Origin of the sequence: Variovorax sp. IB41, from assembly GCF_016405905.1 — a bacterium.
In the GTDB taxonomy this organism is placed as follows: Bacteria; Pseudomonadota; Gammaproteobacteria; order Burkholderiales; family Burkholderiaceae_C; genus Variovorax.
Window position 1 is genome coordinate 66,151 of sequence record NZ_JAEFCB010000014.1, and the last position, 19,581, is coordinate 85,731.

Below are 19,581 nucleotides of genomic sequence, written 5' to 3' on the forward strand. Positions count from 1 at the left end.
CCAGCGCTGGCAGTTCCGGGTTTCTCCGGTCGGCAAAGGGCTGGGACAGCGCTATCCTAGGACAGCGCTGTCCGATTCAATCTTGGTATTAACCCTGAGAAACGACCAACGACCATGGCCGACGTCCCCGAGCGCCCCCGTTCCCGCTCTGTCTCCCGTTCTTCCAGTCACGTGACCCTCGACGACGTGGCGCGCGTCTCGGGCGTGAGCGCGATCACCGTCTCCCGTGCGCTGCGCGGCGCGCGCAACGTGGCGCCCGAGCTGAAGGCGCGCGTGCAGGCGGCGGTCGATGCGCTGGGCTACGTGCCCAACGTGGCGGCGCGCGCCCTCGCCTCGGCGCGCAGCTCGCACGTGGCGGTGCTGATTCCGTCGCTCACCAACCAGCTCTTCGTGGAACTGCTCGAGGCGGTGCAGGACGCGCTGGCGCCGCACGGCTTCCAGTCGCTCATCGGCGTGACCCACTACGACCCCACGCAGGAAGAGGCGCTGCTGCGCAGCTACCTCTCGCAGCGGCCGGCCGGCGTGCTGCTGACCGGGTTCGATCGCAGCGCCGCGTCCCTGCGCATGCTCGAGCGCAGCCACGCGCCCTGTGTGTACCTGATGGAAACCTCGGCCGCGCCCGGCATCCACAGCGTGGGCTTCTCGCAGCAGGACGCGGGCCGCGCCATCGTGCAGCACCTGCTCGCGCGCGGCCGCCGCCGCATCGCCTACGCCGCCGGCCAGCTCGACCCGCGCGTGATGCTGCGCCTGGAGGGCTACCGCGAGGCGCTGCGCGCGGCCGGCTGCCACGACCCGGGGCTCGAACTGCTCGTGCCCGGGCCGACCTCCATGGCGCTGGGCGGCCGGCAGTTCGAGGACCTGCTCGCGCGCCACCCCGACGTGGACGCCATCTTCTATTGCAACGACGACCTCGCCCAGGGCGCACTGCTCGCCGCACTGCGCACCGGCGTGAAGGTGCCCGAGCGGGTGGCGATCGCGGGCTTCAACGACCTGGGGGGCAGCGACCAGATGCTGCCGCCGCTCACCACCGTGCGCACCCCGCGCCAGGCGATCGGCGAGCGCGCGGCGACCATGCTGCTCGCGCTGATGCGCCAAGAGACCGTGGCCGAGCGCACGCTGGACCTGGGCTTCGAGCTGATGGTGCGGCAGAGCAGCTGAGTGCGCTCAATGCGAGACGACGGCGATTCCCTTGAACTGCCCTGCCTGCGCCTTCTCCTTTTTTTCCGGCCGCGGATAGCGCTCCGGCGAGAAGCGGTGCAGCAGCTCCGCCTCGCGCTCGTTGGCGAGCGCGAGGTTGGCCAGCTTCACATGCCCGAAGCCGCGGATCGAGAGCGGCAGCGCAGCGATCTGCGCGGCGATCTGCTGGTTGGCCGCTGAAAGTTCGGCGGCCAGTTCTTCGAGCCGCTGGTCGAACCGGGCGATGAGCGCGCGCTCCGTCCGGCGCTCCTGCGTGTAGCCGAACAGGTCCAGGCCCGTGCCGCGCAGCCGCTTGCCGTGCGCGAGCCACTTCATCATCGGCAGCATCCAGGCACCGAGGCGGATCTTCGCGGGTGCCTGGCCGTTCGCGGGGCGCGCGAGCAGCGGCGGGGCCATGTGGAATTCCAGCTTCAGCTCGCCTTCGAACTGGTCCTTGAGCTTCTGCAGGAACGCGCCGTCGGTGTAGAGGCGCGCGACCTCGTACTCGTCCTTGTAGCTCATGAGCTTCAGGAGGCTGCGCGCCGCGTTGCGCGTGAGCGGCAGGCGTGCATCGCCGCCCGGCAGCGCGGCTTCGGCCGCCTGCAGCGCGCGGATGCGCTGGTCGAAGCGCGCGGCCCATGCGGCGTTCTGGTAGCCGGTGAGATGGCGGCGCGCATCGGCGAGCAGCGCGTCCAGCGGGCGCTCGTCGGCCTGCTGCGCCTCTGCATTCATTGGCGCGGCACGCAACTGGTCCAGCGCGGCGGGATCACCCGCTGCGAGCCGGCCCAGCGAGAACGCCGACTGGTTCGCCGCCACGGCCACGCCGTTGAGTTCGATCGCATGCATCAGTGCCTCCAGGCTCAGCGGCACCAGGCCGCGCTGCCACGCATAGCCGGTCGCGACGATGTTCGCGGCCAGCGTGTCGCCCAGGAACTCTTCGGCCAGGCTCTGTGCGTCGAAGGTCTCGACCTGTTCCTCGCCCGCGACGAAGCGCATCTTCTCCAGCAGCAGATCGACGTGCAGGTCGGCATCGGGATTGCGCAGCGACTCGGCCACGGGAATCTCGTGGATGTTCGCAAGCACGCGCGTGCGTCCGTGCCGCACGGTCTGCAACGCGTCGGGCGAGGCGCCCACCACCACGTCGCACGCGAGGATGGCGTCGGCCTGCTGCGTGTCGATGCGCACCTGGTTCAGCCGCTCGGGCGTGTCGGCCAGCCGCACGAAGCTCAGAACCGAGCCGCCCTTCTGCGCGAAGCCCATGAAGTCGAGCACGCTGGCCGATTTTCCTTCGAGGTGCGCGGCCATCGCGATGACCGCGCCCACCGTCACCACGCCGGTGCCGCCCACGCCGGTCACCAGCAAATCGTAGGGGCCGGTCCACGCATGCGGCGCGGGATGCGCGAGCGCGGCCACGCGGTGCAGGAAGGCGTCGCGCCCGGCCGCCAGCGCCCCGCTCTTGCGGCGCAGCTTGCCGCCGGTGACGCCCACGAAGCTCGGGCAGAAGCCCTTGGCGCAGGAATAGTCCTTGTTGCAGCTGGTCTGGTCGATCTTGCGCTTGCGGCCCATGGGCGTTTCGTGCGGCAGCACGGCCACGCAGTTGCTCTGCACGGTGCAGTCGCCGCAGCCTTCGCACACGGCCTCGTTGATGTAGAGGCGCTTGGGCGGATCGGCCAGCTCGCCCTTCTTGCGGCGGCGGCGCTTCTCGGCGGCGCAGGTCTGCTCGTAGATGAGCACGGTCACGCCGGGCATTTCGCGCAGGCGCCGCTGCACCGCGTCGAGCGCGGCGCGGTCGTGGAACTCGGTGCCTGCAGGAAACTTGTTCTTGATGGCGTCGTACTTGTCGATGGCATCGCTCACCAAGACCACCTTGGTGACGCCTTCCGATTCCACCTGCCGCGCGATCGCATCCACGCTGATCACGCCGTCCACCGGCTGCCCGCCGGTCATCGCGACCGCGTCGTTGAAGAGGATCTTGTAGGTGAGCGTCGCCTTGGCCGCGACCGCCTGCCGGATCGCGAGATAGCCCGAGTGGTAGTAGGTGCCGTCGCCCAGGTTCTGGAACACATGCGGCGTCTTGGTGAACATGGCGTGCGAGATCCAGTCCACGCCCTCGCCGCCCATCTGGATGAGGCCCGCGGTGCTGCGGTCCATCCAGTTGGCCATGAAGTGGCAGCCGATGCCCGCGCGCGCGGTCGATCCCTCGGGCACCTTGGTGCTGGTGTTGTGCGGGCAGCCGGCGCAGAAGTACGGAACGCGCTTGACGGCATCGCTCGCGTTGCCCAGCAGGTCGGGCGGCGTGAAGTCGCGCACATGCTGCAGGTGGTCGCCCAGGTCGTGGTTGTCGGGGAAGTGCACGGCCAGCCAGTGCGCGACCAGCTCGATGAGGCGCGAAGGCCGCAGCTCGCCGAGCGCGGAGACGAGCGGCTGGCCTTCGCGGTCGTGCTTGCCCACGAGCACGGGGCGCGCATCGGGCGGCGCGTTGTAGAAGATGTCGCGCAGCTGCGTCTCGACCACCGCGCCCTTCTCTTCCACCACGAGGATCTCGCCGAGCCCGCGTGCGAATTCCTTCAGGCGCGTCTGCTCGAGCGGAAAGCTCAGGCCCACCTTATAGAGCCGCACGCCGGCGCGCGCCAGTTGCTCGGGCGAGAGCTCCAGGCGCCGCAGCACTTCCATCAGGTCGTGGTGCGCCTTGCCGCAGGTGACGATGCCCACCTTGGCATGCGGGCTCACGATGACGTGGCGGTCGATGCTGTTGCGCTGCGTGAACGCGGCCACGGCGGCGAGCTTGTCTTCCAGCCGCGACTCGATGCGCAGCGACGGCAGATCGGGCCAGCGGTAGTGCAGGCCGTCGGGCGGCGCGGCATGGCCGGTGGCGGCGCGCACCGCATCGGCGTCTTCCCAGTCGGCGACGCGCGCGTTCACCGCGTCGAGGTCCACGGTGCCCGCGCTCTCGACGATCTCGGACAGCGCCGCCATGCCGACCCACGCGCCCGAATAGCGCGAGAGCTCGTAGCCGTAGAGGCCGAACTCCAGGTACTCGGCCACGCTCGCGGGCTGCATCACCGGCATGCGCCAGGCCATGAAGGCGTGGTCGCTCTGGTGCGGCATCGACGACGAGACGCAGCCGTGGTCGTCGCCCGCCACCACCAGCACGCCGCCGCGGGGCGACGAGCCGTAGGCGTTGCCGTGCTTGAGCGCATCGCCCGCGCGGTCCACGCCCGGCCCCTTGCCGTACCACATGGCATAGACGCCATCGACGGTGCGCTCGGGGTCGGACTCCACGCGCTGCGTGCCCAGCACCTGCGTGGCCGCAAGCTCCTCGTTCACCGCGGGCACGAAGCGGATGCCGGTCTGCTTGAAGCGCTCGCCGGCCTTCCAGATGGCCTGGTCGACCATGCCCAGCGGCGAGCCGCGGTAGCCGCTCACGAAGCCCTGCGTGTGCAGGCCGCGCGCCGCGTCGCGCTGTTTCTGCATCGCCAGGATGCGGATCAGCGCATGCGTGCCGGTGAGAAAGACCGAGCCGGCATCGGCCCAAAGGTTGTCGGAGAGCTGGTAGTCGGGCCGTCGCAGCGCGGCCGTCTTGTGGGGGGCGTTCATGCCCGGAATTGTTCTGCCGCACCCCGAGTAAGTGTTTCTTCAATACACTGGCGCAGACCCTTGTTTGAAGAAGAATCCACTCGAAAACCACCATGAACGTCGGTTCTGTTTCTCTGGACGAGCATTGCCTCAAGATCCTTTCTGCACTGCAGCACGACGGGCGGCAGACCGTGCAGCAGATCTCGGAGGCCGTCGGGCTCTCGCCCACGCCCTGCTGGAAGCGCATCAAGGACATGGAGGCGGCCGGCGTGATCCGCGGCTACACCACGCGCGTGGACCCCGAACTGGTGGGCCTGCACGTCTCGGCCGTGGCCGAGGTGAACCTGGACCGCCACAGCGAAGCGATGGTGCAGCGCTTCGAAGAGGTGGTGGCCGCGAGCCCGCAGATCATCCGCTGCGTCTCGGCCACGGGGCCCGCGGACTACATCCTGAACGTGACGGTGCCGGACATGAAGCACTACGAGCGCTTCCTGCACGAGGTGCTCTTCAGCCTGCCGGGCGTGACCCACGTGCGCTCGAGCATCGTGCTGCGCGAGATCAAGTCGGAGGTGGCGCTGCCGCTCGGGCACCTGATGGGCGCGAAGTCGGGCGCGGCGCCTTCGCGGCGCTGAGAAGGCGCAGACCGACCGGGCCGATCAGTAGTAGCGCCGCTCGGATCGGTCGAACGCCAGGAGCAAGCCCGCAAGCAGTGCGCCGCCCGCCGCGGCGATGAGCACCGCCTTCACCGGCTCGGCTTCGATCTGCTTCACGCAGGAGGCCTGCCATCCGGCGGCTCGCTCCTTGAAACCCCCGATCTTTTTACCGGCCTCGTTGACGGCGCTCCGGGCGTAGGCCCGGCCGGTGTCGGCGGCGTCCGAGGCGACGTCCTTCGCATCGGCGGCGATGCCGCGCGCGGTGTCGAGCGCCTCGCCGGCCGTGGCCTTCGCATCCGCGGCGCTCGAGCGCAGGGTCTGGGCCGTGGCGCGTGCAATCGTCTTCGCCTCATCGGCCAGGCCGCCGGCTGCGGCCGATGCATCTCGTCCGGCCCGGCGTGCTTCGTCGGCGAGTTGGGAGGGGGTCTTCGGGTCGTCTGCCATGGCGGTCTTTCGAAAGGAGCAACAGGATTTGCGAAGGAGCTATTTGGGCGACGCGATGCACGCCGGGGTGTCGGGTGGAACGGGCATCTCTTGTAGGCCAAAGCAAACCGCGGCCATCGCCGGCCCGCACGGTTGGACGCGGGCCGGACGGGATCACTGCCTACCCCGCGTTGCGCCGGGCACCGACTGAAGCCCGCGCGCGCCGGCGAAAGATTTCCAGCACCACAACAAAGTGCACAAGGAGCAGCCATGGCCCAGTACGGCGTCAATTCACCAGTCGGCGTGATCGAAGGGTCCGCCAGCCAGAGCGGTGTGTCCTGGGGGGCGATCTTTGCCGGCGCCGCGGGCGCGGCATCGCTGTCGCTCATTCTTCTGTTGCTCGGCACGGGGCTGGGCATGTCGTCGATCAGCCCGTGGGCGAGCCAGGGCGCGAGCGCCGCCACCATCGGCGTCGCGACCATCCTGTGGCTCACGTTCACGCAGATCGCCGCCTCGGGCATGGGCGGCTACCTGGCCGGCCGGCTGCGCACCAAGTGGGCCGGCGTGCACACCGACGAGGTGTACTTCCGCGACACGGCCCACGGCTTTCTCGCCTGGTCGGTGGCAACGCTGCTGACGGCGGCGCTGCTCGGCTCGGTCGTGGGCTCGATCCTCGGCGCCGGCGCGCAAGCGGGCGCCGCGGTGGCCGGCGGTGCGGCGACGGCCGCGACCGCAGCAGGTGCTGCGGGTGCCGCGAGTGCCGGTGCCGCGGCTTCGGGATCGCAGTCACCTTCGGAGGCCGGCCCCGGTCCGATGAACTACTTCATCGACTCGCTGTTCCGCCGCGATGCGAGCGCCACGCCCGCGACCCCGGGCGACGCCAGCGCCGCACCCGCGACCGCAGCGCCCGATCGCCCTGCTGCCGCAACCAACGCGGAAGTCAGCCGCATCTTCCTGAACAGCATCCGCACCGGCGCGCTGCCGCCCGAAGACGCGCGGTACGTGGGCCAGGTCGTCGCGCAGCGCACCGGTCTCAGCCAGCAGGACGCGGAGAAGCGCGTGACCGACACCTACGCGAAGGCCCAGGCCGCGCTCAAGGATGCGCAGGCGAAGGCCAAGGACGCCGCCGATGCGGCACGCAAGGCATCGGCCTATGGCTCGCTGTGGCTGGTGATCTCGATGCTCATCGGCGCGTTCGTCGCGAGCTTCGCGGCCACCTACGGCGGTCGCCGGCGCGACCTCTGACCGGCATCCACCCACTTCCAGATTCAAGGAGATTTCCATGCGCTCACTTCTGCTGCTTTTTCTCGGCGTGCCCATCCCGGTCATCATCCTGATCGCGTTGTTCTTCCACTGAGCCGGCGCCGCGGGCCGCGCCTTCGCAGGCCCGCGGCGGCAACCCGCACCATGCACATACAGCATGCACAGACAGCCGATGCTGAAGTGCTCCTACGTGGCTGCGAATTCATTCCACTGAATCTGCATTCATGAACAACCCTTCCAACCCCCATTTCGCGCTTCGCGGCATTGCCGTTTTCAGCATCGCGGCGGGCCTCGCGCTATCGGCCGCGGCACAGTCCACCGGCAATCCCAAAGGCTCGGTGGCGCCTCCGACGAGCGATGCACAGAAGGCGCCGGCTTCGCGCAGCCCCACGGGCGGCTTCGGCGACAGCGGAAAGATCGTGACGGACAAGGAAACCGTCCAGAGCCGCTCGCAGACGATGACGCCGCCTGCCAACGCGGGGCCGGCCCAGCCCGCGCCCGACAAGTCGCCCGGTCGCGCGAACAGCGGCCCCAGTGCCAAGGGCGCCGGCACGACGACCAAGCCCGCCCCCCAGTAAGCCCAGCCCCATCCAGCCTCACAAGGAGATCGACATGAGCGACAGACCCCCCACCGGTTCAGGCGACGGAACCCGTCCCGCCACCAGCGGCGGCGTGGACAACATGGGCGGCGCCGAGAGCTTCTCCGGCAAGAAGACCGCCGCGGGCGAGGACGTCTCCGGCCCCGCGCCGAAAGAGCGGATGCAGGACAAGCGCAAGAACGTGGAGGCCACGAAGCACGACGACTCCGCCGCGTTCGGCCTCACCGAGGACCTGACGCCCGACAGCAACCGCGAGCCCGCCGAACCCGCACCTCCCCCCCACTCTGACTCCCGCCCGGACTCCCGCGAAGAAGCCATCCGCCGCGCCGCCTACGACGCGTACCAGCGCCGCGGCGGCGAAGCCGGACACGAGACCGAGGACTGGCTCGAAGCCGAGGCGCAAGTCGACCGCCAGGCCGGCACGAAAGTTTGAAAGCACAGAGGAATCCGAACATGGCGACCAGCAGCATCCTGGGCGGCGAACGCGCGCCCATCGAACCCAAGGGCACCGACGAAGACACGCTCGGCCCTTCCGATTCCAGCGACAGCGGCAGCGATGCCGCGGGCACGGGCGGCAACCGCGCGGCCGCCGAGGCGGGCCTGGAGGAGCCGACCGATTCGGACATCCTTCCCGACCGCGTCGGCGTGATCCCCGACGCGGCGCATGAAGTGGACACGGCCACCGAAGATCCGGACGCGTCCCGCGTCGAGGACCTTGCCGAGGACAACGACAGCAGCGAAGACAGCGAGGACGGCGAGCCCGAGAACGCCTGATGCCCGCCAGGCCCGCCGGCAAACAGCCCGAGGAAATACCGCCCGCGCGCCGCGTTGCAACGACCCTGCGCGGCGTCTTCGGCCACAGCCGTCTGCGCGCCGGCCAGGCCGAAGTGATCGAGCGCGTGCTGTCCGGCCTGTCCACGCTCGCGGTGATGCCCACGGGCGCTGGCAAGTCGCTCTGCTACCAGTTGCCCGCGGTGCTGCTCGAAGGGCAGACGGTGGTGGTCTCGCCGCTCATCGCGCTGATGAAAGACCAGTGCGACCGGCTGCGGGCGCTCGGCATCCGCGCCGTGCAGGTCAACAGTTCGCTCGGCGCCGAGGAACTGGCGCAATCGGAAGCCGACATCGACGCGGGCCGCGCGCGCATCGTGCTGACGACGCCCGAGCGCTTGTCCGATCCGGATTTCCTCCGGCGCCTGGGCGCGCACCCGGTGGCGCTGGTCGCGGTCGACGAGGCGCATTGCATCTCGCAATGGGGCCATGACTTCCGGCCCGCCTTCCTGGAGATCGGCCCCGCGATCCGGGCGCTGGGCAGTCCGCCCGTGCTCGCGTTGACGGCGACCGCGGGCGACGAGGTGGCCGCCGATGTGATGAAGCTGCTGGGCATTCCGCGCGCGGGGCTGGTCGATACCGGCGCCTACCGCGCGAACCTGCGCTTTGCCGTCGAACAGCTCGCGAACGAGAAGGAACGCCTGCGCCGCACGGTTGAATTCGTGCGCGAAGCGCCGGGCAGCGGCATCGTCTACGCCGCCACGGTGAAGGCTGCCGAGCATGCGTTCGATGCGTTGAAGGCGCAGGACGAATCCGTGGCGCTCTATCACGGCAAGCTCGGCGCGCGCGAGCGCAGCGCCGCGCAGGAGGCATTCATGGCGGGCGAGGTGCGCGTCATGGTCGCCACCAATGCCTTCGGCATGGGCATCGACAAGCCCGACATCCGCTTCGTTCTGCACTGCCAGATGCCGGCGAGCCTGCATGCCTATTACCAGGAGGCCGGGCGCGCCGGACGCGATGGCGACGAGGCGCGCTGCCTGCTGCTGTTCCATGCGAAGGACCGCACGGTGCAGCAGTTCTTCCTGGCCGGAAAGTATCCGCAACTGGAGGACCTGGACGCGATCTACCGGCAACTGCTGGCCGAGCCGCCCGAGACCGACGGATGGACGGCCGCCAGCCTGCTCGACGCGCTGGAGCGGCCGCGCACCCGGATGCAGTCGGGCATCGCGGTGCTCAAGCAAGCGCAGGTGCTCCAGGCCGACCGCCGCGGGCGCCTCTCGGTGCGCGAGCGCGCGGCCGGCAAGGTCGATTTCACAGCGGTGCTCGATGCCTACAAGACCCGGCGGCAGCAGGACCGCGAGACGCTCGAGCGCATGGTGTCGTACGCGCAGTCGGGCCAGTGCCGGTGGCAGTTGCTGCTGAGCGATCTCGACCGGGCTGCGGAGCCGAAACGCTGCGGCACGTGCGACAACTGCCGGCGCATCGCGGCCCATGAAAAAGAAATGGCGCAGCCCATCGTGATGAATGGCAGCGACACCGGGCCCGCCGCGCGCATACAGCCGGCCTTCGCCGCCGACGATCGGGTGCGTGTCCGGCGCTTCGGGCCCGGCGTGGTCATCGCTTCGGACGCGACGTCGATCACCGTCGGGTTCGAGGACGGGACCCAGCGCTGCTTTCATCCGGACTATGTGACCCCGCTGCACCGCAGGCCGAGCGCTGCCCGCGTGCACGGCTGAACGCCTCTGCCCCTCGCCGTCGCGTTATCAGACGCCGGGATACAGCACGGTTCAGCTTTGTCCGACGCCGGCCCCGCGCGCAAAGAACCAGACTGCCGCCTTCACCATTGGAGGACCGAGAGATGAGCAGCCGTGATCCAAGAGGTCATCAGCACCCACAACCGCCGCGCGGGGAGTTCTGGCTCCTGGTCGCCGTGGCGGTCCTGATCGCCACCATGGCGCTGTTGCACCTTGCCGTACAACGCGAGCGCGCCGCCGGCTCCGGCGCGCTCGATTTCCAGCTTCTCTCCGGCTCGCCGGGCAAGAGCACCATCCAGGCGATGCGCGAGCCGCGCGACGTGCGATGACGCGAGCGATCCGACCGGGTGCGAAAAGCATCTCGACCCCCACGCCCGCCGCGGCGAAGGCGTGGGCCGACCACCTGGGGTGCTCCGTCGCCGAACTCAGGATCGCGATGCGCGCCGTCGGCACGTCGGTGGAGCGCGTGCAGGCTTACCTCGATGCGCTCAAGCGGCGGGAAAGCGCGGCGCCGGGGAACGATGCCCGCTTCGGCCAGGCCGCGGCGCCATGAGCACGGGCCAAGACGTCCTGCGCCGGATCGCGGTCCATGTGGAGGAAACGCCATCCGGCGGATTCGAGTGGGTGCTGAGCGAAGCCGGCGACGACGACGGGGACGAGGCCGACGAGGGGCCGTGGCGGTCCTTGAAGCGCGCCCGCAAGGCGGCCGACACCTACAAGGCATCGATGGCCGATGGCCTCCTCGCGCTGCAATCGCTCATCGACGACCTGGATGCCGGACCGCGAAAGCCGACCGGCAGCGACCCCGATTCGAAAGCCTTGCGAGCCGGCAAGCACCCCGCCCGCAAGGCAGCGAAGCCCGAGCCTGAAAAGAGGCCCGCCACGGGAAGCGCCTTCGGATTCGGCCTGATGAAGTAGCACATCGCTGCCAACGCTGGAAGCGCCGGATGGAGGGCCCGATGTGCGCCGCGTCCTCCCGGCGGCATTGGCCATGTCCCACACCGCGCCCATGCAGCGCGAGACACGCTTTCCATTCGCCGGTCTTCGCCGGCTCCGTTTTCTTTCCAGCGTTAAGGATGAACTCCATGGCCACAGGCAGCAGGACCCTTTGGAAAGGCGCGATCACTTTCGGCCTGGTTCACATCCCGGTGGGCCTGCACACGGCCAGCAGCGAACAGGGCATCGATTTCGACTGGCTCGACAAGCGCAGCATGGACCCGGTGGGCTACAAGCGCATCAACAAGAAGACGGGCCGGGAGATCGACAAGGACAACATCGTCAAAGGCTTCGAGTACGAGGACGGCAAGTACGTGGTGATCTCGCCCGACGAGATCGAGGCGGCGTATCCGCGCACGACGCAGACCATCGAGATCCAGCGCTTCATCGATGCCAACGAGATTCCCTTCGTGTACCTGGAGCGCCCCTACTACGTGGCGCCGGTCAACAAGGGGCAGAAGGTCTATGCGCTGCTTCGCGAGGTGCTCATCAAGACCGGCAAGGTCGGGCTCGCCAAGGTGGTCATCTCGACCAAGCAGCACCTCGCAGTGCTGGTGCCGTCGGGCAAGGCGCTGGTGCTCAACCTGCTGCGCTGGGGCGACGAGGTGAAGCCGCTGGAAGGGCTCGATCTGCCCGCCGCCGGGGTCAAGGGCGCAAAGATCACCGCGGCGGAAGTGAAGATGGCCGAACAGCTCGTAGGCGACATGTCGGGCGAATGGAAACCGGAAGACTTCACCGACGAGTTCAAGCACGCGGTGATGAAGATCGTGCAGAAGAAGGTGAAGGCCGGCGACACGGAAACCGTCATCCAGCCAGAGGAAGAGGCGCCGGAAGAAAGCTCGAACGTGATCGACCTCACCGAACTGCTCAAGCGCAGCCTGAAGGGCGGCAAGGCTGCCAAGGCCGGTACGCCGGCGAGCAAGAAGCGTGGCGCGGGGGCTGCGGCCAAGTCGGCCGGAACCGCGCGCAAGGCGGCATCGAAGAAGACCAGCGCCAAGGCCCGGAAGGCGGCATAGCGCCGCTTCTTCGCCGCGCCGTCCGGCAGCGTCTCGATGAAAGCATCCGCCGATTTTTCGCAGTCGTTGCGCGGGGTGTCGCAGTCGCTCGGGCTGTCGCGCCATGCGGTCGGCAAGCTCATCGAGCTCGGCTTCGTGGCGCCCGTGAAATTGCAGGGCAAGGTCTGGAAGTTTTCCTTCCAGGACCTGGTCGTCCTGCGTTCCGCGCATGAGCTGCGCGCGGCACGCATTCCCACGCGGCAGATCCTCAAGGCGCTGCGCCAGCTGCGGGCCACGCTGCCCGAGGCGCAACCGCTGCAGGGCATGCGGATCACCGCCGAGGGCGACCGCGTGACCGTCAGGTGGGGCGATGCGCAATGGGAACCGCAGACCGGGCAATTCGTGCTCGATCTGCAGATCGCTGCTGGCGGCGACAGCGCATTGCGCTTCTTTCCGCGGCCGCACGAGCCGGTCGTCGATGCGGCCGCGCTCGATGCGCGCTTTGCCGAAGCCCAGGCGCTGGAGGAAAGCAGCCCCGAGGCCGCCGAGGCGCTGTACCGGCGCATCCTGAAAGACGATCCCTCGTACGCCCACGCGTACCTGAACCTGGGCTTCATGCTGTGCGAATCCGGCCGGTGCGAGGCGGCCGCGGCGCTCTACGAAAACGCGCTGCACTTCTGCGCCGACGATCCGCTGATGCATTTCAACCAGGCCGTGGCGCGCGAGGGCATCGGCGACCTCGACGGCGCGCTGGCAAGCTACGAAGAGGCGCTGCGGCTGCAGCCGGACCTTCTGGACGCGCACCGGAATGCCGCCCTGCTCTGCGCGCAGACCGGGAGGCATCAGATGGCGATACGGCACTTCAGCGCGTTCAGGCGCCTTCAGAGAACCTGATAGATGCGAAAGTCGATCCGCCCTGCCGACATTTCGTTGTAGCCCAGGAGAACGAGTTCGTTCAGCCACAGGTAGCGCTCGTCCGAGGTCTCCAGCTTTGGCGTGGTGCGCAGGTAGGTCTCGCCGAACGGCAGGCGCTCTCCCTTGGCCAGCCGCTTCCTGCCGTCCGGCGGCAGCTTGGCGACGCCCTTGCTCTCGAAGTAGACGAGCGCGCCGTCGTCGGTGCGGATCGCACCGCGAATGTCGAGCCGGCTGATGCCGTCCGCGCCGATCGCGACCCAGTCGACGCTGCCCGGCAGGAATTCGCCGCGCAGCTTCGGCCCTTCCAGCCGGCCGCCTTTGCCGATGTAAGGGACCAGCGTGCCGCGCGGCGTGGGGATTGCGATCGGTGTTTCGAGGTCGACCTGCAGATCGCACAGGTGCCTGATCGGCATCTCTTCGAGCAGTGGCTGCTCGAAGAGAGACTGCGTGGTGAGGATGGCGTTCATGGCGTCAGCTCGAGGCGGCCTTGACTTGCGCGTAGTCGAAGAACGTGTCCTTGCGCGTGATGAGCCCGGCGCTGTCCACCTCGACGACGTCCAGCGCATGGAACCCGCGGCGCTCCTTGCCGGGGGGTTGGAAGGTCAAGGTCCAGTCGAGCGTCCAGTGCCCGTCGCCCAGGAGCAGGCGGTGGGTCTCCACGCCGAAACCGGGATAGCGCTCGAAGACGCCGGCGAACTCCTGCAGCAACGCGGCCTCCCCCCGCACCTCGGCGCCGCGGCCGTGCGCCTGGAAGGTCGAGTCGGGCGCGTGCAACGCAAGGATGGCTTTGGGATCGTGCGAGAGCCACGCGGCGGCGTAGCGATCGGCAATGGCGGCCAGGTCCAGCTTGACAGGTTCAGACATGAGAAACCTTTCGATGTGGTTCAGTGAATGTTCACGGAAAGCCCCATGGATTCCGCGGTGCGCGAGGAGGTTTGCAAGTCGCCCCGCGAACGCTGGCGACTATACCTATGATTTTCATAGTGACAAGAGGTATGATGCCGGAAATGACCAAGACGCCGAGAAATTCATCCGCAGATGGCGAGACGACGGGCCCAAATTCCAGCCCGACCCTGTGCCCGGTCGCGCGCGCGCAGGACGTCGTCGGCGACCGCTGGACCGTGCTGGTGCTTCGGGAGTTGTTCCTCGGAACGCGCCGCTTCGAGGAGATCCAGGCGCACACGCAAGCCACGCCGCAGATGGTGGCCAGCCGCCTCAAGAAGTTGGAATCGGCGGGCCTGATCGAGCGCCGGCCCTACAGCGAAAGGCCGCCGCGGCACGAGTACCACCTGACAGAGATGGGCATCGCCTTTCATCCGGTGTTCCTGGCACTGCGCGCCTGGGGCGAGACATGGTTCAAGTCCGAGGACGAGGAAGTCGCCATCCACTACATCCACATCCCCTGCGGGCAGGACCCCGGCCTCGGCCCCGCCTGCCAGGCCTGCGGGAAGACGATGCGCAGGGAGGAGCTTTCCGGGAAGCTGAGCGGGTCGTTCCATGCGGAGCGGCAAGCGCGGCTGGGGGCTTTCAAGGCCGGGCGGCCGTAGCGGCGGGCGTTCACCGAACGCCTTGCATCACTTCGCTGGCGGGCGCGCCGCGCGCCACGTTGGCAGAGGCGCGCGCAAGAGCCGCCTCACTCCACCGTCACGCTCTTGGCCAGATTCCGCGGCTTGTCCACATCGGTCCCGCGCGCGCAAGCCGTGTGATACGCCAGCAACTGCAGCGGCACCACATGCAGCAGCGGCGACAGCTGGCCGTAGTGCTCCGGCATGCGGATCACGTGCAGGCCTTCGCTGCTCTTGATCTTCGTGTCGCCATCTGCCAGCACATACAGCACGCCGCCGCGCGCGCGCACTTCCTGCAGGTTGCTCTTGAGCTTTTCGAGCAGCGCGTCGTTCGGCGCGACCGCGACGACCGGCATCTCGCTCGTCACGAGTGCGAGCGGGCCGTGCTTGAGTTCGCCGGCCGCGTACGCCTCGGCGTGGATGTAGGTCACTTCCTTGAGCTTGAGCGCGCCTTCGAGCGCGATCGGGTAGTGCAGCCCGCGGCCGAGGAAGAGCGCGTTGTCCTTGCGCGCGAAGTCCTCGGCCCAGCCGATGATCTGCGGCTCCAGCGCGAGCACCGATTGCAGTGCGACCGGCAGGTGGCGCATTTCCTTCAGGTAGCGCGCCTCGTCGGCTTCGGTGAGGCGCCCCTTGGTCTGCGCGATGGCCAGCGTCAGGAGGAACAGGCCCGCCAGCTGCGTGGTGAAGGCCTTGGTCGATGCCACGCCGATCTCCACGCCGGCGCGCGTGATGTAGGCGAGCTTGCACTCGCGCACCATCGCGCTGGTGGCCACGTTGCAGATCGTGAGGGTCTGCTCCATGCCGAGCGAGCGCGCGTGCTTGAGCGCGGCGAGCGTGTCGGCCGTCTCGCCCGACTGGCTGATGGTGACCACCAGCGTCTTGGGGTCGGGCACCGATTCGCGGTAGCGGTATTCGCTCGCGATTTCCACCTGCGTCGAAATCTTCGCGATGCCCTCGAGCCAGTACTTGGCGGTGCAGCCGCTGTAGTAGCTGGTGCCGCAGGCGAGGATCAGGATCTTGTCGATGTCCTTGAACACGCGGTGCGCGCTCGCCCCTGTGGCGCCGTCCTGCCCGATGCCGTCGAACAGCTCGGGCACGATGCCCGCGACGCCCTCGAGCGTGTCGCCGATGGCGCGCGGCTGCTCGAAGATTTCCTTCTGCATGTAGTGGCGGTAGGGGCCGAGCTCGGCCGCGCCGCTGTGGGCCTGCACGGTGCGCACCTGCCGTGTCACCGGCTTGTGGTTCTTGTCGACGATCCAGTACTTGCCGGGCTGCAGATCGACCACGTCGCCTTCTTCGAGGTACACGATCTGGTCGGTCACGCCGGCGAGGGCCATCGCATCGCTCGCGAGGAAGTTCTCGTTGCCTTCCTTGCCCGCACCGAGGATCAGCGGCGAGCCGGCGCGCGCGCCGACCACGCGCTGCGGCTCGTCGCGGCAGATGACAGCGATGGCGTAGGCGCCGTGCAACTGCAGCACCGCGGCCTTCACGGCCTCGAACAGGTCGCCGTCGTAGAGGCTGTCGACCAGGTGGGCGATGACCTCGGTGTCGGTCTGGCTCTCGAACACGTAGCCCTTGGCTTCGAGCGCGGCGCGCAGCGTTTCGTGGTTTTCGATGATGCCGTTGTGCACGAGCGCGATGCGGCCGGGGCGCGTGCCTTGCGCATCGGCACCGGGGCCGTGGCTGAAATGCGGATGGGCGTTGTGCACCGCCGGCGCGCCGTGCGTGGCCCAGCGCGTGTGGGCGATGCCGGTCAGGCCTTCGACCTTGTCGTCGCGCACCTGCGTGACGAGGTCCGCCACGCGCGAGGTGGTGCGCGCCCGCGTCAAGCCGCCCGCATGCACCGCCACGCCGCAGGAGTCATAGCCGCGGTATTCGAGCCGCTGGAGGCCCTGCACGAGGACCGGAACGATGTTGCGATGGGACGCTGCCCCGACGATGCCGCACATGGTGAGCTGCCTTTGGATGAAGAGGATGGGTCGATGGTAGGTAGGGGAAAGAAAAATATGCCCTCGAAATTCGATAGATTTTGGAGTTTTATTTCACCATTTCTTTAATTTGGATTTTTATTCCATAATTTATAGATATATGGAATCAATCTCCCTCGATGCAATAGACCTCCGATTGCTCGACGCCCTCCAGCGCGACGCCTCGCAGACCAACCAGCGGCTGGCCGCCGACATCGGCATCTCCCCGCCCACGTGCCTGCGCCGCGTGCAGCGGCTGAAGGACGAAGGCCTCGTCGAGCGCCAGGTCGCGCTGCTCTCGCCCGACCGGCTGGCCGCGGTGCTCGGCCACGGATTGCAGGCGGTGGTCGAGATTTCGCTGGACCGGCAGGACGCTGGCGCGCTCGACGCCTTTGAAGCGCGCGTGATCGCCGACGACGCGGTGCAGCAGTGCTGGCGCGTCTCGCCCGGCCCGGATTTCGTGCTCATCGTCGCGGCGCGCGACATGCCGGGCTACGGCGCGTTGACGCAGCGCCTCTTCACCGCCGACGCCAACGTGCGCAACGTCAAGGCCTTCTTCAGCCTCAAGCGCGCGAAATTCGAGCCCGCCGTGCCGCTGGCCTGAGGCCTCGGTTTTCCGTCAGGCCTTGGGCTTTTTCTGTGGCCGCTTCCAGTTGGGAAAGCTCACCGGCTTGCTGCGCGCCACGGTCAGCGCGCCCGGCTCGGTCGACTTGTTGACGGTCGATCCGCCACCGATGGTGCCGCCCGCGCCGATGGTGATCGGCGCCACCAGCACGCAGTTGCTGCCCACGTGCACGTCGGCTTCGATCACCGTGCGGTGCTTGTTTGCGCCGTCGTAGTTGGCGGTGATGCTGCCCGCGCCGTAGTTCACGCGCTCGCCCACCGTGGCATCGCCCAGGTAAGCCAGGTGGTTGGCCTTGGCGCCGGCCGCCAGCGTTGAATTCTTCACCTCGACGAAGTTGCCGATGTGCACTTCGGCGCCCAGCTGCGCGCCGGGCCGCAGCCGCGCGAACGGGCCGATCAGTGCCCGCTCGCCCACCGTCACGCCGGCCTTCTCGCCTTCGATGTGGGTGAACGGATGGATCACCGCGCCGGCTTCGATGCGCGCATTGGCGATCACGCAGTTGGCCCCGATGCGCACGCCTTCGCCCAGCGACACCTGGCCTTCGAACACGCAGTTGACGTCGATCTCGACATCGGCCGCGCATTCGAGCGTGCCGCGCAGGTCGAAGCGCGCCGGGTCCGCGAGGCGCACGCCCTGCTCCATGAGCGCATTGGCCTGGCGCAGTTGCCAGGCGCGCTCGAGCGCCGCGAGCTGCGCCGGGCTGTTGATGCCCGCCACCTGCAGCGCATCGGTCGTGATGTGCGCCACCACCGGCACGCCATCGGCCGCGGCGAGTTTCACGACGTCGGTCAGGTAGTACTCGTTCTGCGCGTTGCGGTTGTCCAGCCGCGCGAGCCAGCCCTTGAGCAGGCGCGCGGGCACGGCCATCACGCCGCTGTAGATCTCGCGGATGGCGCGCTGCGCGTCGGTGGCGTCCTTTTGCTCGACGACGGCGGTCACCGCGCCGCCGGCCGACGTGCGGATCACGCGGCCGTAGCCGGTCGGGTCGTCGAATTCGATGGTCAGCAGCGCGAGCCGCTGGCCCGCGCTCGCGGCCACGAGGGCGCGCAATGTGTCTTCGCCGATCAGGGGCACGTCGCCCGAGAGCACGAGCACCGTGCCGTCGTCCGGCAGCAGCGGCACGGCCTGCTGCACGGCGTGGCCGGTGCCCAGCTGCGGCTCCTGGCGCGCAAAGCGCAACCGGGTGCCGTCCATGGCCGCCTCCACCTCGGCCGCGCCGTGGCCGGTCACGACCACCACGTGGCGGGCGCCGATGCGCGCGGCGGTGTCGGCCACATGCGCGATCAGTGCGCGGCCGCTCAAACGATGCAACACTTTGGGCAGTCTGCTTTTCATGCGCGTGCCCTTGCCGGCCGCCATGATCACCACGTCGATCGGCCCCTGGATGTCTTGCTGCTGCGGAGTCTGATTCATGCTTTCTTCTTTCCGGATTCGTTGCGCGGAGCTCGCGCGGATTATCGGCGTGCTGACATTGGTCGCCGCGCTGGGCGCCTGCAGCGCGATCAAGCTGGCCTACAACAACCTGCCCGAGGTGAGCTACTGGTGGCTCGATGGCTATTTCGACTTCGACAGCACGCAGACGCCCAAGGTGCGCGACGAGCTGGCCCAGCTGCTGGCCTGGCACCGGCAGAACGAACTGCCCAAGGTCATCGCCCTGCTGCAGGACGCGCAAGGCCTGGCGCCGGGCGAGGTGACGCCCGCGCAGGCCTGCAGCTTCGCAGACGGCATTCGCGAGCGCCTGCTGGCCGCGGTCGAGCACGCCGAGCCGGCCACGGCCGACCTCGCGCTGACCCTGAGCGAATCGCAGCTGCAGCAGCTCGAACGCAAGTACGCCAAGCTCAACAACGAGTACCGCAAGGACTGGCTCGACCGCACGCCCGCGCAGGTGCAGGACAAGCGCTACGACCAGTTCCTTGACCGCATGGAAGACTTCTACGGACGGCTGACGGCCGAGCAGCGCGATCTGCTGAAGCTTCAGGTCGCGCAGTCGGCGTTCAACCCGCAGCTCGCGGACGTCGAACGCCGCAAGCGCCAGCAGGAGGCGCTGGCGATGCTGCGCGGATTCAATGCGAAAAAGCCGTCGCCGGCCGAGGCGCGCGCGGCGCTGCACGCCTACCTGCTGCGCATCGCCGAGCCGCCGCCCGGGCCCTGGCGCGACCAGCAGCAGGCGTTGCTGGAAGAAGGCTGCCGCAACCTCGCGGCCCTGCACAACGGCACCAGCACCAGCCAGCGCGAGCAGGCGGTGCGACGGCTGCAGGCCTACCAGAGCGATCTGCGCCAGCTGGTGGCCGCGCGCTGAGGCCGCG

The 19,581-nt window shown here is 68.6% G+C and carries 21 protein-coding genes; 15 read left to right on the plus strand and 6 right to left on the minus strand.

The annotated features are described in order from the left end of the window. The first annotated feature begins 114 nt into the window (after nt 1–114). Nucleotides 115–1,158, plus strand: coding sequence for a LacI family DNA-binding transcriptional regulator (locus JC881_RS22680; protein ID WP_198787934.1), 1,044 nt, complete (start codon nt 115–117; stop codon nt 1,156–1,158). A 6-nt stretch (nt 1,159–1,164) separates the two neighbouring features. Here JC881_RS22680 and JC881_RS22685 read toward each other — a convergent pair whose 3' ends face one another. Then, nucleotides 1,165–4,773 carry an indolepyruvate ferredoxin oxidoreductase family protein gene (locus tag JC881_RS22685; RefSeq protein WP_198787935.1) on the minus strand — a complete coding sequence of 1,203 codons (3,609 nt, stop codon included), beginning with the start codon at nt 4,771–4,773 and terminating at the stop codon, nt 1,165–1,167. Between the two features lie 92 nt (nt 4,774–4,865). Between JC881_RS22685 and JC881_RS22690 the strand changes: the two genes are divergently transcribed. Next, nucleotides 4,866–5,384, plus strand: a complete 519-nt coding sequence (locus JC881_RS22690; protein WP_198787936.1) for an Lrp/AsnC family transcriptional regulator — start codon at nt 4,866–4,868, stop codon at nt 5,382–5,384. Nucleotides 5,385–5,408: 24 nt separating this feature from the next. On the opposite strand, the gene JC881_RS22695 is transcribed toward JC881_RS22690, so the two are convergent. After that, on the minus strand, nt 5,409–5,849 hold the full coding sequence (locus tag JC881_RS22695) for a hypothetical protein (RefSeq protein WP_198787937.1): 441 nt from the start codon (nt 5,847–5,849) through the stop codon (nt 5,409–5,411). Between the two features lie 249 nt (nt 5,850–6,098). Between JC881_RS22695 and JC881_RS22700 the strand changes: the two genes are divergently transcribed. The 10 genes from JC881_RS22700 to JC881_RS22745 all read left to right on the plus strand — a co-directional run bounded on the left by JC881_RS22700 (nt 6,099) and on the right by JC881_RS22745 (nt 13,097). Beyond that, the gene (locus JC881_RS22700) at nt 6,099–7,073 is read left to right on the plus strand and encodes a hypothetical protein (protein WP_198787938.1); all 975 of its coding nucleotides are present in this window, start codon (nt 6,099–6,101) and stop codon (nt 7,071–7,073) included. Between the two features lie 242 nt (nt 7,074–7,315). After that, nucleotides 7,316–7,669: a hypothetical protein gene (locus JC881_RS22705; protein ID WP_198787939.1), complete on the plus strand. Its 354-nt coding sequence runs from the start codon at nt 7,316–7,318 to the stop codon at nt 7,667–7,669. 34 nt (nt 7,670–7,703) lie between these two features. Then, entirely contained in the window at nt 7,704–8,123 is a 420-nt protein-coding gene (locus tag JC881_RS22710) for a DUF2934 domain-containing protein (protein ID WP_198787940.1), read from the plus strand. 20 nt (nt 8,124–8,143) lie between these two features. Beyond that, entirely contained in the window at nt 8,144–8,464 is a 321-nt protein-coding gene (locus tag JC881_RS22715) for a hypothetical protein (RefSeq protein ID WP_198787941.1), read from the plus strand. After that, nucleotides 8,464–10,194 carry a RecQ family ATP-dependent DNA helicase gene (locus tag JC881_RS22720; protein WP_198787942.1) on the plus strand — a complete coding sequence of 577 codons (1,731 nt, stop codon included), beginning with the start codon at nt 8,464–8,466 and terminating at the stop codon, nt 10,192–10,194. Before JC881_RS22715 ends, JC881_RS22720 begins: the two co-directional genes overlap by 1 nt. Nucleotides 10,195–10,316: 122 nt before the next feature. Then, nucleotides 10,317–10,541 carry a hypothetical protein gene (locus JC881_RS22725; RefSeq protein ID WP_198787943.1) on the plus strand — a complete coding sequence of 75 codons (225 nt, stop codon included), beginning with the start codon at nt 10,317–10,319 and terminating at the stop codon, nt 10,539–10,541. Next, on the plus strand, nt 10,538–10,765 hold the full coding sequence (locus tag JC881_RS22730; RefSeq protein ID WP_198787944.1) for a DUF3606 domain-containing protein: 228 nt from the start codon (nt 10,538–10,540) through the stop codon (nt 10,763–10,765). The genes JC881_RS22725 and JC881_RS22730 overlap by 4 nt, the downstream gene beginning before the upstream one ends. Further along, complete coding sequence (locus JC881_RS22735; RefSeq protein WP_198787945.1) at nt 10,762–11,130, plus strand: hypothetical protein; 369 nt, start codon at nt 10,762–10,764, stop codon at nt 11,128–11,130. The genes JC881_RS22730 and JC881_RS22735 overlap by 4 nt, the downstream gene beginning before the upstream one ends. 167 nt (nt 11,131–11,297) lie before the next feature. Continuing rightward, entirely contained in the window at nt 11,298–12,224 is a 927-nt protein-coding gene (gene ku / locus JC881_RS22740; RefSeq protein ID WP_198787946.1) for a non-homologous end joining protein Ku, read from the plus strand. Between the two features lie 36 nt (nt 12,225–12,260). Next, nucleotides 12,261–13,097 (plus strand): tetratricopeptide repeat protein, encoded by an 837-nt coding sequence (locus JC881_RS22745; protein ID WP_198787947.1) that lies wholly within the window; start codon nt 12,261–12,263, stop codon nt 13,095–13,097. On the opposite strand, the gene JC881_RS22750 is transcribed toward JC881_RS22745, so the two are convergent. Together JC881_RS22750 and JC881_RS22755 are read right to left on the minus strand one after the other, a co-directional pair. Then, the gene (locus tag JC881_RS22750) at nt 13,085–13,585 is read right to left on the minus strand and encodes a DUF3237 domain-containing protein (RefSeq protein WP_198787948.1); all 501 of its coding nucleotides are present in this window, start codon (nt 13,583–13,585) and stop codon (nt 13,085–13,087) included. The two genes, JC881_RS22745 and JC881_RS22750, sit on opposite strands and share 13 nt — an antisense overlap. Before the next feature lie 4 nt (nt 13,586–13,589). Beyond that, nucleotides 13,590–13,982, minus strand: a complete 393-nt coding sequence (locus JC881_RS22755) for a nuclear transport factor 2 family protein (protein ID WP_198787949.1) — start codon at nt 13,980–13,982, stop codon at nt 13,590–13,592. 143 nt (nt 13,983–14,125) lie between these two features. On the opposite strand from JC881_RS22755, the gene JC881_RS22760 reads away from it, so the two are divergent. Further along, complete coding sequence (locus JC881_RS22760) at nt 14,126–14,665, plus strand: winged helix-turn-helix transcriptional regulator (RefSeq protein WP_198787950.1); 540 nt, start codon at nt 14,126–14,128, stop codon at nt 14,663–14,665. An 86-nt stretch (nt 14,666–14,751) separates the two neighbouring features. On the opposite strand, the gene glmS is transcribed toward JC881_RS22760, so the two are convergent. Further along, nucleotides 14,752–16,632, minus strand: a complete 1,881-nt coding sequence (glmS, locus tag JC881_RS22765; protein WP_198787951.1) for a glutamine--fructose-6-phosphate transaminase (isomerizing) — start codon at nt 16,630–16,632, stop codon at nt 14,752–14,754. A 139-nt stretch (nt 16,633–16,771) separates the two neighbouring features. Here glmS and JC881_RS22770 point away from each other — a divergent pair, with 139 nt between their 5' ends. Continuing rightward, nucleotides 16,772–17,254: an Lrp/AsnC family transcriptional regulator gene (locus JC881_RS22770; RefSeq protein WP_198787952.1), complete on the plus strand. Its 483-nt coding sequence runs from the start codon at nt 16,772–16,774 to the stop codon at nt 17,252–17,254. A 15-nt stretch (nt 17,255–17,269) separates the two neighbouring features. On the opposite strand, the gene glmU is transcribed toward JC881_RS22770, so the two are convergent. Beyond that, nucleotides 17,270–18,688, minus strand: a complete 1,419-nt coding sequence (glmU, locus tag JC881_RS22775) for a bifunctional UDP-N-acetylglucosamine diphosphorylase/glucosamine-1-phosphate N-acetyltransferase GlmU (RefSeq protein WP_198787953.1) — start codon at nt 18,686–18,688, stop codon at nt 17,270–17,272. Here glmU and JC881_RS22780 point away from each other — a divergent pair. Next, nucleotides 18,687–19,574, plus strand: coding sequence for a DUF6279 family lipoprotein (locus JC881_RS22780; protein WP_233101980.1), 888 nt, complete (start codon nt 18,687–18,689; stop codon nt 19,572–19,574). The genes glmU and JC881_RS22780 overlap by 2 nt on opposite strands. Nucleotides 19,575–19,581 lie beyond the last annotated feature (7 nt).

Excerpts from the sequence above, each read along its gene's own strand:
- JC881_RS22680 (WP_198787934.1), top strand. The coding sequence starts at position 115 with ATGGCCGACGTCCCCGAGCGCCCCCGTTCCCGCTCTGTCTCCCGTTCT.
- JC881_RS22685 (WP_198787935.1), bottom strand. The coding sequence starts at position 4,773 with ATGAACGCCCCCCACAAGACGGCCGCGCTGCGACGGCCCGACTACCAG.
- JC881_RS22690 (WP_198787936.1), top strand. The coding sequence starts at position 4,866 with ATGAACGTCGGTTCTGTTTCTCTGGACGAGCATTGCCTCAAGATCCTT.
- JC881_RS22695 (WP_198787937.1), bottom strand. The coding sequence starts at position 5,849 with ATGGCAGACGACCCGAAGACCCCCTCCCAACTCGCCGACGAAGCACGC.
- JC881_RS22700 (WP_198787938.1), top strand. The coding sequence starts at position 6,099 with ATGGCCCAGTACGGCGTCAATTCACCAGTCGGCGTGATCGAAGGGTCC.
- JC881_RS22705 (WP_198787939.1), top strand. The coding sequence starts at position 7,316 with ATGAACAACCCTTCCAACCCCCATTTCGCGCTTCGCGGCATTGCCGTT.
- JC881_RS22710 (WP_198787940.1), top strand. The coding sequence starts at position 7,704 with ATGAGCGACAGACCCCCCACCGGTTCAGGCGACGGAACCCGTCCCGCC.
- JC881_RS22715 (WP_198787941.1), top strand. The coding sequence starts at position 8,144 with ATGGCGACCAGCAGCATCCTGGGCGGCGAACGCGCGCCCATCGAACCC.
- JC881_RS22720 (WP_198787942.1), top strand. The coding sequence starts at position 8,464 with ATGCCCGCCAGGCCCGCCGGCAAACAGCCCGAGGAAATACCGCCCGCG.
- JC881_RS22725 (WP_198787943.1), top strand. The coding sequence starts at position 10,317 with ATGAGCAGCCGTGATCCAAGAGGTCATCAGCACCCACAACCGCCGCGC.
- JC881_RS22730 (WP_198787944.1), top strand. The coding sequence starts at position 10,538 with ATGACGCGAGCGATCCGACCGGGTGCGAAAAGCATCTCGACCCCCACG.
- JC881_RS22735 (WP_198787945.1), top strand. The coding sequence starts at position 10,762 with ATGAGCACGGGCCAAGACGTCCTGCGCCGGATCGCGGTCCATGTGGAG.
- ku (WP_198787946.1), top strand. The coding sequence starts at position 11,298 with ATGGCCACAGGCAGCAGGACCCTTTGGAAAGGCGCGATCACTTTCGGC.
- JC881_RS22745 (WP_198787947.1), top strand. The coding sequence starts at position 12,261 with ATGAAAGCATCCGCCGATTTTTCGCAGTCGTTGCGCGGGGTGTCGCAG.
- JC881_RS22750 (WP_198787948.1), bottom strand. The coding sequence starts at position 13,585 with ATGAACGCCATCCTCACCACGCAGTCTCTCTTCGAGCAGCCACTGCTC.
- JC881_RS22755 (WP_198787949.1), bottom strand. The coding sequence starts at position 13,982 with ATGTCTGAACCTGTCAAGCTGGACCTGGCCGCCATTGCCGATCGCTAC.
- JC881_RS22760 (WP_198787950.1), top strand. The coding sequence starts at position 14,126 with ATGACCAAGACGCCGAGAAATTCATCCGCAGATGGCGAGACGACGGGC.
- glmS (WP_198787951.1), bottom strand. The coding sequence starts at position 16,632 with ATGTGCGGCATCGTCGGGGCAGCGTCCCATCGCAACATCGTTCCGGTC.
- JC881_RS22770 (WP_198787952.1), top strand. The coding sequence starts at position 16,772 with ATGGAATCAATCTCCCTCGATGCAATAGACCTCCGATTGCTCGACGCC.
- JC881_RS22780 (WP_233101980.1), top strand. The coding sequence starts at position 18,687 with ATGCTTTCTTCTTTCCGGATTCGTTGCGCGGAGCTCGCGCGGATTATC.
- glmU (WP_198787953.1), bottom strand. The coding sequence starts at position 18,688 with ATGAATCAGACTCCGCAGCAGCAAGACATCCAGGGGCCGATCGACGTG.